This window comes from Psychromarinibacter halotolerans (assembly GCF_029168315.1).
Lineage (GTDB): Bacteria > Pseudomonadota > Alphaproteobacteria > Rhodobacterales > Rhodobacteraceae > Psychromarinibacter > Psychromarinibacter halotolerans.
In genome coordinates, this window is the sequence record NZ_JARGYD010000006.1 from 69,512 (window position 1) to 84,642 (window position 15,131).

At 67.4% G+C, this 15,131-nt stretch carries 15 protein-coding genes and 1 tRNA gene; 5 read left to right on the forward strand and 11 right to left on the reverse strand.

Translation table 11 applies throughout. From position 1 onward, the window contains the following. Window positions 1-213: 213 nt before the first annotated feature. From P1K30_RS15560 to rpmF, 7 genes are all read right to left on the reverse strand, one after another. Entirely contained in the window at window positions 214-1,308 is a 1,095-nt protein-coding gene (locus P1K30_RS15560; RefSeq protein ID WP_275633683.1) for a 2'-deoxycytidine 5'-triphosphate deaminase, read from the reverse strand. A 55-nt stretch (window positions 1,309-1,363) separates the two neighbouring features. Next, a tRNA-Pro gene (locus P1K30_RS15565) sits at window positions 1,364-1,440 on the reverse strand. 55 nt (window positions 1,441-1,495) lie between these two features. Continuing rightward, window positions 1,496-2,680, reverse strand: a complete 1,185-nt coding sequence (locus P1K30_RS15570) for a MerR family transcriptional regulator (protein WP_275633684.1) — start codon at window positions 2,678-2,680, stop codon at window positions 1,496-1,498. A 12-nt stretch (window positions 2,681-2,692) separates the two neighbouring features. Then, window positions 2,693-2,992, reverse strand: coding sequence for an integration host factor subunit alpha (ihfA, locus tag P1K30_RS15575; RefSeq protein WP_275633685.1), 300 nt, complete (start codon window positions 2,990-2,992; stop codon window positions 2,693-2,695). 98 nt (window positions 2,993-3,090) lie between these two features. Further along, window positions 3,091-4,062 (reverse strand): beta-ketoacyl-ACP synthase III, encoded by a 972-nt coding sequence (locus P1K30_RS15580; protein WP_275633686.1) that lies wholly within the window; start codon window positions 4,060-4,062, stop codon window positions 3,091-3,093. Continuing rightward, a complete protein-coding gene (gene plsX / locus P1K30_RS15585) occupies window positions 4,059-5,174 on the reverse strand; it encodes a phosphate acyltransferase PlsX (protein WP_275633687.1) in 1,116 nt (371 codons plus the stop codon). The genes P1K30_RS15580 and plsX overlap by 4 nt, the downstream gene beginning before the upstream one ends. A 24-nt stretch (window positions 5,175-5,198) precedes the next feature. Continuing rightward, entirely contained in the window at window positions 5,199-5,405 is a 207-nt protein-coding gene (gene rpmF / locus P1K30_RS15590) for a 50S ribosomal protein L32 (protein WP_275633688.1), read from the reverse strand. A gap of 426 nt (window positions 5,406-5,831) precedes the next feature. Here rpmF and P1K30_RS15595 point away from each other — a divergent pair, with 426 nt between their 5' ends. Further along, the gene (locus P1K30_RS15595; protein WP_275633689.1) at window positions 5,832-7,763 is read left to right on the forward strand and encodes an elongation factor G; all 1,932 of its coding nucleotides are present in this window, start codon (window positions 5,832-5,834) and stop codon (window positions 7,761-7,763) included. A 103-nt stretch (window positions 7,764-7,866) separates the two neighbouring features. Here the strand turns inward: P1K30_RS15595 and P1K30_RS15600 are convergent, their stop codons facing one another. Further along, entirely contained in the window at window positions 7,867-8,421 is a 555-nt protein-coding gene (locus P1K30_RS15600) for a YceD family protein (RefSeq protein ID WP_275633690.1), read from the reverse strand. Between the two features lie 124 nt (window positions 8,422-8,545). On the opposite strand from P1K30_RS15600, the gene P1K30_RS15605 reads away from it, so the two are divergent. Beyond that, the gene (locus P1K30_RS15605) at window positions 8,546-9,004 is read left to right on the forward strand and encodes an outer membrane protein assembly factor BamE (RefSeq protein ID WP_275633691.1); all 459 of its coding nucleotides are present in this window, start codon (window positions 8,546-8,548) and stop codon (window positions 9,002-9,004) included. A gap of 61 nt (window positions 9,005-9,065) precedes the next feature. On the opposite strand, the gene msrB is transcribed toward P1K30_RS15605, so the two are convergent. After that, the gene (gene msrB, locus P1K30_RS15610; RefSeq protein WP_275633692.1) at window positions 9,066-9,458 is read right to left on the reverse strand and encodes a peptide-methionine (R)-S-oxide reductase MsrB; all 393 of its coding nucleotides are present in this window, start codon (window positions 9,456-9,458) and stop codon (window positions 9,066-9,068) included. A gap of 166 nt (window positions 9,459-9,624) precedes the next feature. On the opposite strand from msrB, the gene P1K30_RS15615 reads away from it, so the two are divergent. Beyond that, complete coding sequence (locus tag P1K30_RS15615) at window positions 9,625-10,341, forward strand: GNAT family N-acetyltransferase (protein WP_275633693.1); 717 nt, start codon at window positions 9,625-9,627, stop codon at window positions 10,339-10,341. 53 nt (window positions 10,342-10,394) lie between these two features. After that, window positions 10,395-12,239 carry an ABC-F family ATP-binding cassette domain-containing protein gene (locus P1K30_RS15620; protein ID WP_275633694.1) on the forward strand — a complete coding sequence of 615 codons (1,845 nt, stop codon included), beginning with the start codon at window positions 10,395-10,397 and terminating at the stop codon, window positions 12,237-12,239. A gap of 7 nt (window positions 12,240-12,246) precedes the next feature. Here P1K30_RS15620 and P1K30_RS15625 read toward each other — a convergent pair whose 3' ends face one another. Then, the gene (locus P1K30_RS15625) at window positions 12,247-12,531 is read right to left on the reverse strand and encodes an ArsR/SmtB family transcription factor (RefSeq protein WP_275633902.1); all 285 of its coding nucleotides are present in this window, start codon (window positions 12,529-12,531) and stop codon (window positions 12,247-12,249) included. A gap of 360 nt (window positions 12,532-12,891) precedes the next feature. On the opposite strand from P1K30_RS15625, the gene P1K30_RS15630 reads away from it, so the two are divergent. After that, window positions 12,892-13,818: a LysR family transcriptional regulator gene (locus tag P1K30_RS15630; RefSeq protein ID WP_275633695.1), complete on the forward strand. Its 927-nt coding sequence runs from the start codon at window positions 12,892-12,894 to the stop codon at window positions 13,816-13,818. A gap of 50 nt (window positions 13,819-13,868) precedes the next feature. Here P1K30_RS15630 and P1K30_RS15635 read toward each other — a convergent pair whose 3' ends face one another. Continuing rightward, entirely contained in the window at window positions 13,869-14,858 is a 990-nt protein-coding gene (locus tag P1K30_RS15635) for an isopenicillin N synthase family dioxygenase (RefSeq protein ID WP_275633696.1), read from the reverse strand. Between the last annotated feature and the right edge of the window lie 273 nt (window positions 14,859-15,131).

Below are 15,131 nucleotides of genomic sequence, written 5' to 3' on the forward strand. Positions count from 1 at the left end.
CAAGGGCAGGGCGCGGCAGGCAAGGGGCAGGGCGCGGAGGGCGCCGCCTGTGCCCGTGAGGTCAAGGATGCAGGGTGTGGGGACGGCGCGGTCGCTGCTGCCGCCACGGGGTGAAGATCACGTAGTCCCGCGCGATGGCTACGCTGCCCTATGTTGCCCCGTGCGGCTTCGTGCCGGATCGAAGGACACGATCCACGGAAGCGGTGGCGTCGGTCAGGGCGCGGCGAAATGCTTTGACAGCTTCAGGCCCTGACCCTGATAGTTCGACGCGATGCCCGCGCCATACAGCTGCGCCGGCCGCTCTGCCATCCGCTCGTACACCAGCCGCCCGACGATCTGCCCGTGCTCCAGCACGAACGGCGCCTCGTGGCAGCGGACTTCCAGCACGCCGCGGGACCCGGCGCCGCCGACCTCGGAATGGCCAAAGCCCGGATCGAAGAACCCGGCATAGTGCACCCGGAATTCGCCCACCATCGCGAGGTAGGGCGCCATCTCGGCTGCGTGTTCGGGCGGGATGTGCACCGCTTCGCGGCTGACAAGGATGTAGAACGCGCCGGGGTCCAGGATGATGCGCCCCTCGGTCGTGCGGACCTCTTCCCAGTAATCGGCGGGGCGATAGCCGCCGATGCGGTCAAGGTCGATCACCCCGGTGTGCGGCTTGGCGCGGTAGCCGACGAGGTCGGTGCCCTCGGGGCGCAGGTCGACCGAGAAGCCCAGCCCGTTGTCGATGACCGCGGGGCCGTTGACCAGCGTGACCGCCTCGTGCAGGCGCCGCAGTTCCGCGTCGTCCAGCACGGCCTGACCGGCGCGGAACCGGATCTGGTTCAGGCGCATCCCCGGCTTCACCAGCACCGAGAAGGAGCGGGGGCAGATCTCGGCGTACAGCGGTCCGTCGTACCCTTCGGCGATGCGGTCGAATTCCGTGCCGCCATCGGTGATCGTGCGCGTCAGAAGGTCCAGCCGCCCGGTCGAGCTTTTGGCATTGGCCACCGCCTGCACGCCGTCCGGCAGCCGCAGGCGTTCCATCAGCGGGACGACATAGACGCAGCCCTTTTCCAGAACGGCGCCATCGGTCAGGTCGACGCGGTGCATTTCGAACTCGGCCAGCCGGTCGGCCACCTTCGCGCCGGACCCGGCAAGGAAGGATGCGCGCACGCGGTAGGCCACGTTGCCAAGACGAAGATCGAGAGAGGCGGGCTGAACCTGTGCGGCATCCACCGGGACGTTGGACGTGATCGCGCCCGAGCGGACCATCGCTTCGATCTGCTGGCTGGGAAGTACGCCGGTTCCGGTCAACACGTCGGTCATCGTCCCCCCGGATACGACGACGCCCGCGGTAATACTCCGCGGGCGGGTAAGAAATTGGTCGGGCTAGCAGGACTCGAACCTACGACCTTCCGTCCCCCAGACGGACGCGCTACCAGACTGCGCCATAGCCCGACGTGGCGCCCTTCATACCGTTTCTGCCGGGAGGGGCAAGAGCCGATTTCGCCGCTCAGCCGGAATGCCCCCCGGCTTGCCCCGCGGTCATCCGGCCGCGCAACTCGGCCAGCCGTTCGTAGACCGGAAGAACCGCGTTCCGGTCCACCACGGGCGTGCGGCGAAGGCGCGACAGCACCTCTTCGGACAGGGTCGGGCCCTCGGGCATCGGCGCCATCTCGGGCAGGCTGCGCGCGGCCTGAGAGGCGGGCGGGGCGGTGTCCGGAACGGGTTCGGAGGCCGGTTCGGACGCATCTTCGGGCTCGGGGGCAGGGGCGGCCGTCGCCGTCTCGACCTCTGCCACGGCATCTTCGGTCGCGGGTTCCGGCACGCCTTCGGGTGCCGCGCCGGGATGCATCTCGCCATGAGAATAGTCGTAGGGCTGTTCGATGGTCTGCTGCGGCGCGGCGTCGACCGGTTCCGGTGCCACATCCGACTCGGTCGGCGACGGCGTCGGAGCCTCCTCGGCGGCGGGCTCTGCAACGGGCGCATCCGGGGCGGCGGCCATCTCAGGCTCGACATCCGGCAGGTCGGCCAAGGCGTCCTCGGTCGAGGTCTCGGGCACGGGGGCTTCGAAGGCCGTGTCGTCAGCGTCTCCCGCGTCGCCGTCGTCGGCGGGTTTGGCGAAGGGGTTGAAGCTTTCGTCCACCGGGGCCTGCGCCACGGGCGCATCCGCTTCGGGGGAGGCTGCAACGGTGTCCTCGGGCGCGGCGGGCACCTCGGGGGCCGTGTCCAGAGTCGCCTGCGCCGGCGCGGGGGCCTCGGGTTCGGGCGCCTCGGCCTCGGGCGTCGCCTCGGAATAGCCGTGCCGGATGATCTGCGGCGGCGCGCGGCGCTCGGCCTCCACATCGACGACTGGGGCGGCGGGTTGTTCCGACGGTACCTCTTGCGCGAAGCCGGTCTCGAACTCGGCATCCATGCCGCCATCGATCGGTTTCGACAGGGACGCAACATGCTTCACGCCCTGCTCGCGCAGGATCTTCTGAACCCCGCGAATAGTCAGGCCGTCATCGTGCAGCAGCTTCTTTATGCCGCCCAACAGTGCCATGTCGGCGGGGCGGTAATAGCGTCGGCCACCGGCACGTTTGACCGGCTTCACCTGCGTGAAGCGGCTTTCCCAGAAGCGCAGCACATGGGTCGGCGTGCCAAGCCAGTCGGCGACCTCACTGATCGTGCGGAAGGCGTCGGGGGACTTGTCCATTCAAACGTCCTGTCAGGATTTGTTCCCTGCAGCGACCCGGTCCTTCATCAGGTGCGAGGGACGGAAGGTCAGCACCCGGCGGGGCAGGATCGGAACCTCCTCGCCGGTCTTGGGGTTACGGCCCACGCGGGCCGCCTTGTCGCGCACCGAGAACGTGCCGAAGGACGAGATCTTGACCGTCTCGCCGCGGACGAGCGCGTCGGACATATGATCCAGTACCGACTCGACCAGTTGCGCGGATTCATTGCGGGACAGGCCCACCTCGCGAAACACCGCTTCGCTGAGGTCCATGCGCGTCAATGTCTTACTCATCCAAACTCCCCCTTGGAATTAGGGAAGGATAGGGGCGGGAGATTTTCAAAGTCAACATCAACAGCTTGCGGCAAGCGGCTAAGACGGAACTTTGTTCGCTACCAGCGCAGGACAACGGCGCCCCAGGCCAGTCCGCCGCCGATTGCCTCGGTCACGACAAGGTCGCCGGGCTTGATCTGGCCGCGTTCGACCCCGACCGACAGGGCCAAGGGAATCGATGCCGCCGACGTGTTGCCGTGATCCTGAACGGTCACGACGACCTTTTCCATCGGCACGTCGAGCTTCTGGGCCGTCGCTTTGATGATGCGCAGGTTGGCCTGATGCGGCACCACCCAGTCGACATCGGCGTGGTCCAGCCCCGCCTTTTGCAGCGCCGCATCGGCGGTGGCCGCCAGCTTTTCGACGGCGTGGCGGAACACTTCTTTTCCGCGCATGCGCAGATGGCCGGTGTTCTGGGTCGAAACGCCGCCGTCGACATACAGGATGTCGCGATGCCGCCCGTCCGAGTTCAGATCCGCCGCAAGGATGCCGCGGTCGCCAGAGGTGCCTTCGCCCTCTTGCGCCTCAAGCACCAGCGCCCCCGCGCCGTCGCCGAACAGCACGCAGGTGCCCCGGTCTTCCCAGTCGAGAATGCGCGAGAACGTCTCGGCCCCGATCACCATCACGCGCTTTGCCTGACCCGACATGATCATCGCGTTGGCGTTCGCCAGCGCAAAGACGAAACCGGCGCAGACCGCCTGCACGTCGAAGGCAAAGCCCGTTTCCATCTCCAGCGCGGCCTGAACCATCGTCGCAGCCGACGGAAAGGTCAGGTCGGCGGTCGAGGTCGCAAGGATGATCGCGTCGATGTCGGCGCCGGTCAGCCCGGCGTTGTCCAGCGCGGCACGGGCGGCACGCGTGGCAAGGTCCGAGGTGGTCTGACCCTCGGCGGCAAAGTGCCGCCGTTCGATGCCCGAACGCGACCGAATCCACTCGTCCGAGGTATCCAGCGTCTTTTCGAATTCAGCGTTTTCGACAATGCGGTCGGGCAAATAGTGACCGACCCCACGGACAACGGCGCGTGTTATCATTCTATATTACCGTTTCCAGCTTCTCTGCTCGCCGGATCATTGCCCGGCAGGGCGGCGGATGCAAGGCGCTCGGCCAGCCGCTGGTTGAACCCGGACTGGGCCAGTTTGAACGCCAGTTTGATGGCGGCGGAAACGCCCGTGGCGTCGGCCGAGCCGTGGCTTTTGACGACGGTGCCGTTCAGCCCAAGGAACACCCCGCCGTTCACCCGGCGCGGGTCGATCCGCTTGGACAGGCGCCGCAAGGAGGTCATCGCCAGAAGCGCCGCGATTCGGGACAGGGGGGTCGCCTTGAACGCCTCGCCCAGAAAATCGCGGATCAGCCCGGCGGTGCCTTCGCCGGTCTTCAGCGCGACGTTGCCGGTGAACCCGTCGGTGACGATCACGTCGACGCGGTCGGACGGAATGTCGCCGCCCTCGACGAAGCCAACGTATTTATACCCGCCTAGCGACTGGCGCTGGTCCAGCATCTCGTTGGCGACCTTCAGCTCGGCGCGGCCCTTGTGTTCCTCGGTGCCGACGTTCAGCAGGCCGACCCGCGGGCTTTCCAGCCCAAGCCCGTTGCGGGCATAGCTGGCGCCCATCAGCGCGTATTGCAGCAGGTCGTCCTCGTCCGCGCGCACATCGGCGCCCACGTCCAGCATCATGTTGAACCCGCTGGGGTTCCGCGACGGCCACAGACAGGCGATGGCGGGGCGGTTCACACCGTCCAGCTTGCGCAGGCGCACCATCGACACCGCCATCAGCGCGCCGGTGTTGCCGCAGGACACGCAGGCCTGCGCCTCGCCCGAGCGGACCGCTTCGATCGCGCTCCACATCGAGGTGTCCTTGCCCTTGCGCATGACATGGCTGGGTTTGGCGTCCATCGTCACGACGCCCTCGGCGTCGCGGATCTCGCACCGCTCGCGCAGCTGCGCCCGACGGGCCAGCAGCGGCTCAAGCTCGTCGCGCCGGCCGTGCAGGATGAACCCGATGTCGGGGTTCTTCGATGCCGACATGGCACAACCGCCAATGACGGCGGCCGGTCCCCGGTCGCCGCCCATGGCGTCTACGGATATCACGATACGGCCGGAACCCGCAGTGGACCGGGGCGGTTTGCTATCTGCTACGCCCATCTCGTCACCGCGTCTCGTACCGGCTTACGCCGCGTCTTCGTCCAGCTCGATCTCGTCGGCCATCGCGACCACTTCACGGTCGGCATAGTGGCCGCAGGACGGGCAGACGTGGTGGGGGCGCTTCAGCTCGCCACAGTTCGGGCACTCGTTCGGGTTCGAACCTTCCAGCGAGTCGTGCGAACGGCGCATGTTGCGGCGCGACTTCGTAACTTTATTCTGAGGGACAGCCATGTCTCAACCTCGGTTTGCGGCGGGCCAAGCGCCCTTTGGTGAATAGGATAGGGCGGGGAAAACACCCCTTGGCCCGAATGTGTCAGCGAGGGCCGGAACATACTGCGATTCTTCAATCGTGCAAGCTGTTTTTCCGACCCGTTCCCCGGCCCGCATAAGGGGGCCAGAGGGCGCCCACATACGCCGGAGCGCGCCCCGTTTCAAGGGCTGGCTGTGCAAGGCTCTTGACGCAACGGCCGCCCGCGTCCGACCATGCGGCGCGGCCCCCTTCCAACGAACGCGGGCGATGCGGCGGAACATCCGCACACCCCCGGGGCGCACGGCAGGTCATCAGGCAGTCCAGAACCGGTCATCGGGCAGTGGTACGCGTGCGGTTGCGCGCGCACCGCCTGTCGCACAAGGCCGGTCGGACAGAGGAGGACGGACATGCGCTGCTTCACGGTGCTCGGACCATCGCAATCGGGGAAAACCACGCTGACAGAGGCGCTCGGCGCGCTGGAAGGGCGACAGCGCGCCACCCCCTTCGGCGACCGGCTGACCCTTCGATGTTTCGACTACCTGTCCGAGGCGTGGGGCGCGCTCGACGTGACCGGCGGCGCCGACAACCTTGCGGCGGCGGGCCACGCGCTGGCGGCGTCGGACCACGCGGTCCTTGTGGTGCCGCCCCATCCCGAGGCGGCGCCGCAGGCGGCCCCTTACCTGAGACTGATCGAAGAGGCGGGCGTTCCCGCCTCTCTCTTCATCAACCACATGGACGGGTTCGAGGGCCGGGTGCGCGATACGGTGGCCGCGCTTCAGACCTATGCCGCGCATCTTCTGGTGCTGCGGCAGGTGCCGATCCGCGCTGGCGGCGAGATCACCGGCGCAGTGGACCTGATCTCGGAACGCGCGTGGGAATACCGCGAGGGACGGCCCTCGGCGCTGGTGGAGATGCCGGAAACCATCCGTGCCCGCGAACAAGAGGCCCGGGCCGAGATGCTGGAAAACCTTGCCGACTATGACGACGCGCTGCTGGAACAGCTGATCGAGGACAAGGTCCCGGCGCCGGACAGCGTGTTCGCGATGGTCGCGGACATGCACCGGCGCAACGATATCCTGCCGGTGTTCCTTGGCGCGGCGCTGCACGCCAACGGGGTGACGCGGCTGATGAAGGACCTGCGCCACGAATCGGCGGGCCCCGAGGCGGTCGCGGCCCGCTTGCGCGTGGCACCCGACGCGGTGATCGCCGTCTGGGGCGACAACCGCCGCCACGTCGGCAAGTCGGTGCTGTTGCGCGACCTAGGCGGCGATCTTGCCCCCGGCGCCGCGTTGGGCGGCGGCACGCTGGGCACGCTGGCCGCGCCCGACGGCAAGCCGGTCGACGGGGCGGTGCCTCCGGGCGGGCTGGCGCTTGCGGTGAAGTCCGACCACCTCGCGCCCGGGACGGTCTATGCAAACGGCGATGCGCAGCCGATGCCCGACTGGGCCGCCGGTCCGGCGCCCGCCATGGTGCGCCTGCTGACCCCCGCGAACACCCGGGACGAGGCGCGGCTGTCCGGCGCGCTGTCGCGGGTCGCCGGCGTCGATCCCGGGCTGCGCCTGTCGCAGGACCCCGAAACCGGGCACGCCTGCGTCCATGTCCAGGGCCCGATGCATCTGCGCCGACTGTCCGACCTGCTGGCGTCGGAATTCGACATCGCGGTGCAGGACGACCCGCCCGAAGGCTGCTATCGCGAAACCGTCACGCGCCCGGCCGAGGCGCGCTATCGCCACCGCAAGCAGTCGGGCGGGGCAGGGCAGTTCGCGGACATCCACCTGACGGTGCGCCCGCAACAGCGCGGCGCGGGCTTTGCCTTCGACGAGACGGTGAAGGGCGGCGCGGTGCCCCGAAACTATATCCCCGCGGTGCAGGCGGGCTGCGAAGAGGCGCTGAAGCAGGGGCCGATGGGCTTTCCGGTGCTCGACGTCGCCGTTACGCTGACCGACGGCAAGCACCACGCGGTCGACAGTTCGGACCACGCCTTCCGCACCGCCGGGCTGATGGGCCTGCGGCAGGCGCTGGCCGAGGCGGGGCCGGTGCTGCTGCAACCGGTGCAGCGCATCGACATCCACGTCCCGTCGATCTACGCGGGCGGGCTGGTGGCGCAGGTCTCGGCGCTGAAGGGGCAGGTGCTGGGCTTCGACCCGCACCCGACCGCGCGCGGCTGGGACGTGTTCCGCGCCCTGATCCCGCAACCGGCCGAGGACGCGCTGTTCCGCGCACTGGCCGGGCTGACCCACGGCACCGGCTGGTACGAAAGCCGGTTCGACCATTACGAGGAACTGCACGGCAAGACCGCCGAGAAGGTGCGCGCCGACCGGGCGGCGGCAGAGGCCTGATCCCGGCTTCTTCTGTCCAAAAATATCCCGGGGGAGCGCGCGCAGCGCGCGGGGGCAGAGCCCCCCGCGACCGCCTGAAACGGGTGCTGAAAGCGCAGAGCGCCTAGCCCTCGCCGTCGTCCTTCATCTGCGCGCGCAACGCGGCAAGACCGGCGAAGGGCTTCGTCTCTTCCTCGCGGATCGGCTCGACGCCGTCCTCCGCGAAGGTCTCTTCGACCGGCGCGGCGCCCTCGGCGCGGGGATACATCGGCAGGTTCAGCGCCAGCGCCTCGATCATCAGCGCCTGCAGGTCCAGAACCGCCGGAAGCGGTTCGATCGTGTCGTCCTCGGGGATCTCGGCCTCTTCCGCCTCGGGCATCTCGGGCGGCTCGGCCACATAGCTGCGGGCCACCTCGGCGTCGATCCGCGTCGTCACCGGCGCCAGCGTCGCCACGCAGGGCTGCACCACCGTCGCGCCCAGCATCGCATCAAGCCGCCAGTCGCTTTTGCCCTCGGGCACCAGCCGCCCTTCCAGCCGCAGCTTTTTCAGCCCCAGCAGGTCCAGTTCGCCGGCAATCTCGGCGCGCACCTCGGCGTCCGGTTCCAGCCGGAAGTCATGCACGCCGCCGCTGCGCAGAGCGGCAAGTCGGATCTTGGTCGTCGCGTCGCGCTCGTCCATTCGCTTGAACCCTTTGCGTTCTATCTGGTAAGCGACGTAGAAGTTCGGCAGGCCCGAGACAAGAGGCCGGAACCACCGGCCGCTCGGGGGCCAGCGCCGCAAGGCCAGAGACGTGAGGGTTGCAATGGGCAGGATCACCGCCGGTTTCCGGCTGACGCTAGTGGCGGGGCTGCTTGGCCTGCTTGCCGCCTGTTCCAACATCGACCGCACGCATGGCTACGTGCCGACAGACGACGTGCTGGCGCAAGTCACCGTCGGGGCCGACACCCGCGAAACGGTGGCAGAACTGGTTGGCCGTCCCTCGGCCTCGGGGATTCTCGACGTCGGCGGCTGGTATTACGTGAAATCCAAGTTCCGCGCCTACGGCTTCCGCCAGCAGCGCGAGATCGAGCGCGAAGTCGTCGCGATCAGCTTCAACGAGGCCGGTGTGGTCGAGAACGTCGAGCGGTTCGGCATGGCCGAGGGCCGCGACATCACGATTTCGCGCCGCGTGACCGACAGCAACATCAAGGGCGTTTCGTTCCTGCGTCAGCTGTTCGGCAGCTTCGGCAACTTCACTGCGGACCAGCTGCTGGCCCGGTAGGTCCGGCGGCCTTGACCGACAGGTTTCAGACCCGGCGCCGGTGCGCCGGGTCTTTTCATGTTCAGTCTTCCGGTTCGAATTCCAGCGCCACGCCGTTGATGCAATAGCGCAGTCCCGTGGGCTGCGGCCCGTCGGGGAAGACGTGGCCAAGGTGTGCTTCGCAGCGGTTGCAGTGCACCTCGGTCCGTTTCATGAACCAGCTGCGGTCCTCGCTTTCGCCCACCAGCTCGCCGTCCAGCGGCTGCCAGAACGAGGGCCAGCCGCTGCCGCTTTCGAACTTGTGCGCCTGATCGAACAGGGGCGCGCCGCAGCAGGTGCAGCGGAAGGTGCCCGGATCTTTCGGGAAATCGTCGTGCGTGAACGCGCGCTCGGTGCCGTGCTTGCGGGTGACCTTGTAGGTCAGATCGTCAAGCTGCTCGCGCCATTCCGCGTCGGTCTTGGTGACCTTGTCCATGTATGCTCTCCGGCTTCGTCAGATGGGTGTCACATCTTGTGTGTACCTGAACTCGAAACCATAGGTAATATCGCGTGGCGGCTTTCCAAGTTCAGCGGACGGGCCGTCCCGGTACGGATCGGGCGGAGAGGGCAGGATGCTTCGCAGGGGCAGATACCACGCACGGATGGCGGAGACGCCCGAGGACATCGCGGCGGCGCAGGCGCTGCGCTATCGCACCTTCATCGCCGAAACGGGCGCCGCGCCGCGCGATGGCGGGTCCGACGCCGACCGCTTCGACGAGATTTGCAGCCACGTTCTGGTCGAGGACAGCCGTGACGGCGCGCTGGCGTGCTGTTTCCGGATGTTGCCGCTGTCGGGCGCCGAGATCGGCAACAGCTATTCCGCGCAGTATTACGGCCTGTCGGCGCTGGAAGGCTACGAGGGGCGGATGGTCGAGATGGGCCGTTTCTGCATCGACCCCGACCACGCCCGCGACCCCGACATCCTGCGTGTCGCATGGGGGGCGATGACCCGGTTCGTGGACGAGCAGGGCGTCGACATGCTGTTCGGCTGTTCCTCGTTCCACGGGACCGAGACGGACAGCTACCTTGACGCCTTTGCGATGCTGAAGGAACGCCACCTTGCGCCCAAGCGGTGGCTGCCCAAGGTGAAGGCGCCCGACGTGTTCCGCTTTGCGCGTCGGCTGCGGAGGAAGCCCGACGCGAAGGCCGCGCTTCAGACGATGCCGCCCCTGCTGCGGACCTACCTGATGATGGGCGGCTGGGTCAGCGATCACGCGGTGGTGGACCACGACCTGAACACGCTGCACGTCTTCACCGGGCTCGAGATTTCCGCCGTCCCGCCCGCCCGCGCACGGGCGCTGCGCATGGTGGCGGGCTGACGTGCATTCCGGCCCCCGTTGACGATGACGCGGCGCGGGGATAGCTGCTGCGCATGGCACAGGCACCCCTTCTTCAGCTTTCCGCAATCACGCTGACCTTCGGCGGCAACCCCTTGTTCGACGGCGTCGACCTTGTCGTGCAGCGCGGCGACCGGCTGGCGCTGGTCGGGCGCAACGGCTCGGGCAAGTCGACGCTGATGAAGGTTCTGGCCGGCATGGTGGAACAGGACGCGGGCAGCCGTGTGCTGTCGCCCGGCACCTCGGTCGGCTACATGGACCAGCACCCGGATCTCAGCCGCTTCGAGACGCTGGGCGAATTCGCCCTGTCCGACCTCGACCCGTCCGAAGCCTACCGCGTCGAGATGGCCGCCGAGGGGCTGAAGTTCGATCCCGACACCCGCGTCGAGGCCGCTTCGGGCGGCGAGCGGCGGCGTGCGGCGCTGGCCAAGCTGATGGCCGAGGCGCCCGAGTTGATGCTGCTGGACGAGCCGACCAACCACCTCGACATCGAGGCGATCGCGTGGCTGGAAGAGCAGCTTAAGACCACCCGCAGCGCCTTTGTCCTGATCTCGCACGACCGTGCCTTCCTGCGGAACCTGACGCGCGGCACGCTGTGGCTGGACCGGGGCGAGGTGCGGCGGCAGGAAAAGGGCTTCGAGGATTTCGAGGCGTGGCGCGACAAGGTCTGGGAAGAAGAGGACGTTGCCCGGCACAAGCTGGACCGCAAGATCAAGGCCGAGGCGCGCTGGGCCGTCGAGGGCATCAGCGCCCGCCGCAAGCGCAATCAGGGCCGGGTGCGGGCGTTGCAGGCCCTGCGGCAAGAGCGGTCGGATGCGATCCGGCGGCAGGGCGCGGCCGAGATGTCGCTCGATTCCGGTCCGCAGTCCGGCAAGCGGGTGTTCGAGGCGAAGGAGATTTCCAAGTCCTACGGCGATCGCACGATCCTGAAACCGTTCTCGCTTCGTGTTCTGCGCGGCGACCGGGTGGCTTTCGTCGGCCCCAACGGGGTGGGCAAGACCACGCTGTTGAAGATGCTGACCGGCGAAGAAGCCCCGGACACCGGCACCGTGACGATGGGCACCGGGATCGAGATGGCGGTGTTCGATCAAAACCGGTCGCAGCTCGACCCCGACGCGACCCTGTGGGACAGCCTGACGCTGGACAATTCGATGCGGGTGTCGGGCCAGTCGGATCAGGTGATGGTGCGCGGCACCCCGCGCCACGTCGTCGGCTATCTGAAGGATTTCCTGTTCACCGAAGCGCAGGCCCGCGCGCCCGTCCGTGCGTTGTCGGGCGGCGAGAAAGCGCGGCTGCTGCTGGCGCGGATCATGGCGCGGCAGTCGAACGTGCTGGTGCTGGACGAACCGACCAACGACCTTGATATCGAGACGCTGGACCTTCTTCAGGAACTGATCGACGACTACGACGGCACGGTGCTGCTGGTCAGCCACGACCGGGACTTCCTGGACCGCGTCGCCTCGACCACCGTGGCGATGGAGGGGGACGGGATCGCGACCGTCTATGCGGGCGGCTGGAGCGACTATCGCGCGCAGCGGGGCGAGGGAGCAGGGGCCGCCCCCGAGAAACCGAAAACAGAGAAGCCGAAAGCCGCAAAGCCGTCCAAAGCGGCCGAGAAGCCTGCCGCGAAACCGGCGGCGAAGGCGGCAGACAAGCTGAGCTTCACCGAGAAGCACCGGCTAGAGGCGTTGCCGGCCGAGATCGCGAAGCTGGAATCAGAGATCGGCAAGCTGTCGCAACTGATGTCCGACCCGGATCTGTTCACCCGCGAGCCGGTGAAGTTCCGCAAGGCGACAGAGGCTCTGGCCCAGCGTCAGGAGGCGCTGGAGGCAGCGGAAGAGGAATGGCTGGAACTGGAAGAGAAGGCCGAGGCCAGCTGAGGCGGCGCTATTTCGCGCCGCAGAACATCTCGTACAACACGCCCATGATGCGGATCGAACGCTCGTCCGCGAGGCTGTAATAGATCGTCTTGCCGTCCCGGCGCGGCGCGACCAGCCCTTCGGACCGTAGGCGGGACAACTGCTGTGACACGGCGGCCTGCCGTGCGCCCAGAAGGTTTTCCAGCTCAGTCACCGACTTTTCGCCCGTCGCAAGGTGGCACAGGATCATAAGCCGACCTTCATGACTGATCGCCTTCAGGAACGCCGCGGCTGCCTCGGCGTTCTGGGTCATCTGGTCGATGTCGCTCCGGTCGAGCCGCTCCGCGAACGCGGTTTGGTCGACGTCCTGCGGTGTGGCGGTGGTGTTGTCCATCTTGGTGTCCAAGGGCATCCGGTCGTGTCGTCCGCTGATTTAGCATGTTCCGTGAGGAATTGCAGTACTCCGGTGGCAAGAATGGTTCCAGACGCCGGAAGGTTTCACATTCACAGGATGTAATGTGATGCCCCCCCGGTTTCAAGGGTTCTCGGGCGGGTTGGTTACCGTATCGGCCCGTCTTTGCGCACCGGGGCCGCGACAGTCGGCGGGCAATGGGCTAGACAGCGGTCTGACCCCTTTGTCCGCTGTCCGCCCAGCCCGACCGAAAGACCCGCGATGTCCGCCATTTCGAAGGAAATCCGCTCGTTCCTTGTCGTCTCCGAGGCGGCCTCGATCCGCGAGGCGGCGCATCGGCTGAACATCTCGGCGCCCGCCTTGTCGCGGCAGATGCAGATCCTTGAACGCAGTTACGGCACGCGGTTGCTGGTGCGGACCGCCGGGGGCGTGTCGCTGACCCCCGAGGGCGCGCTGCTGCGGGCCGAGGCGCAGCGGTGGGTGGATGCGGACGCCGCCTTTGTTCAGCGCCTCCACCGGGGCGACAGCGGCAGCCGCAAGCTGCTGCGGCTGGGCGCGATGGAAGGCCTGGTGACCCCGGTGGTTCCGGCGCTGGTTCAGCGGCTGGAACGGCATCTGGGTCCGGTCGAGCTTGACCTTGTCGTCGGCTCGAACCCGCTTCTGCACGAGAAGTCCGAGGCCAGCGAACTGGACGTGGTGCTGGCCTACAACCTGCCTCGGCTGGCGCACCTGTCGATCGTGGATGGCTTCGACTATGAACTCGGCGTCTGCCACGCGCCGGATCTGGGGATCGAAGGCAGCGGCCCGCTCACCATGCAAGAGGCGTTGCAGTGGCCGCTGTGCCTGCCAAGCGCGGCGCTGTCGATGCACACGCGCCTGATGGCCGAGATCCTGAGCGTTCGCGTCAACCCGAAGGTGGCGTTGAACACCAACAGCATCGGCACGATCCTGAGCTTCCTGCGCGACGGCCACGGCATCGCGTTTCTACCGTGGCCGGACGTGTCGCAGGACGTCGAGGCCGGGCGGCTTGCGTTCCGCCCGATCCGCAGCCGCCGCATGACCGAACGGCTCAGCCTTGCGCTGTGTCGCGGCAACGCGCTGGGCGACGCCACGGGGCGGGTGCTGGACGAGATCCGCGCGGTGATCGCGGGGCTGGAGCAGGCGGGGCCTCGACCCCCTTACGCCTGACGTCTTACGGCGCGCGGCCGGACCGTCGAAACGCCCCGGCCGCCGCTGTGTTACTTCTTCGCGAAATTCGCGCCCAGCCGCATCTGGATATAGTCATGCGCGGTCATCGGCTCGTACTTGCCTTCCGGCCCGGCCAGCATGGTATCCATGTTCGCCTGCGCGAAGTAGGCAATGGAATAACGCGGGCCGAGGTATTCCTCGGGCTTCGGCATCCGCACCCGGTGCAGGTTCGACAGCAGCTTGTCGTCGGACCAGCGCATCAGCATGTCGCCGATGTTGCAGGTGATCACGCCACCCAGCGGCGGCACGTCGGTCCACAGGATCGCGCGGCCCTTGCTGTCCTTGCCGGGGCAGACCTGAAGCCCGCCCTGTCCGGCCTTCTGGTGCAGCAGCGTCAGGCAATCGAAGTCCGTATGCGCGCCCGCCCGCCAGAACTTGAAGTCCTCGGGCTTGGCGTCCTCCATCCCAAGATAGTGGATCAGCCGCAGGGTCGACTGATACTCGGGCGTGTCCGGCGCGTGGCCCTCGGTGAAGAAACCGGGGCCGAAGTCCAGCCGCTCGGCGAAGCAGTCCAGCACCTTCATCGCCAGCGCCCAGTTGTGGCGCTCGAACGCGAGCATGGTTTCCTTGAAGCCGTTAAGCTCTTCCCCGCTCGGCCACAGGCCTTTCATGCGGGGCAGGGTGATCTGATAGCTTTCCTTCTGGTCCGCCGTCCCGGTCGAGGGCCGCACCTGCGCCTTGTATTCCCAGCCCGCGTTGGTGCCCGGCTTCAACGGATACTGCGCCTTCGTGTCGGCGGGCAGGTCGAAGAACCCTGCGGACAGCAGGAACGCCTCGTCGATCAGCTCTTGCGGGATGCCGTGGTTGGTCAGCTGGAAAAAGCCGATGCCGGTGGCGGCGTCCCACAGCGCGTCGGTGATCTCTTCCTTGCGGTTGAAGTAATCCGACATGTCGATCTGCGGGATGTCGCGATCGACTTCCTCGCCGTAGCCGCCGATTCCCGCCTCTTTTTGCAGTTCGGCCAGTGTCTGGTTGGTCATGTTCGTCTCCTTCTATGTGAAAGGAGCAATGTCCGGCGCGCGCGGCGACGACTGCTTCTACTCCGGTGGGATCCCGTGCGCCGTCTCGGACGACGCGGGACAAGGCTACGATCCGGCGAGTGTACGAAAAAGCAAAAAGAATGCCACGCGGCGTAAGGTATATTCGAACACCTGAGGCGGCCAGACGGTGCGCTGGGCGCTGCGTCGCAAGGATCGGGGCTGAACTTTCCCGCCGAACCTGCTACAGCCCCGCCACACTGATCCGGATGCCGT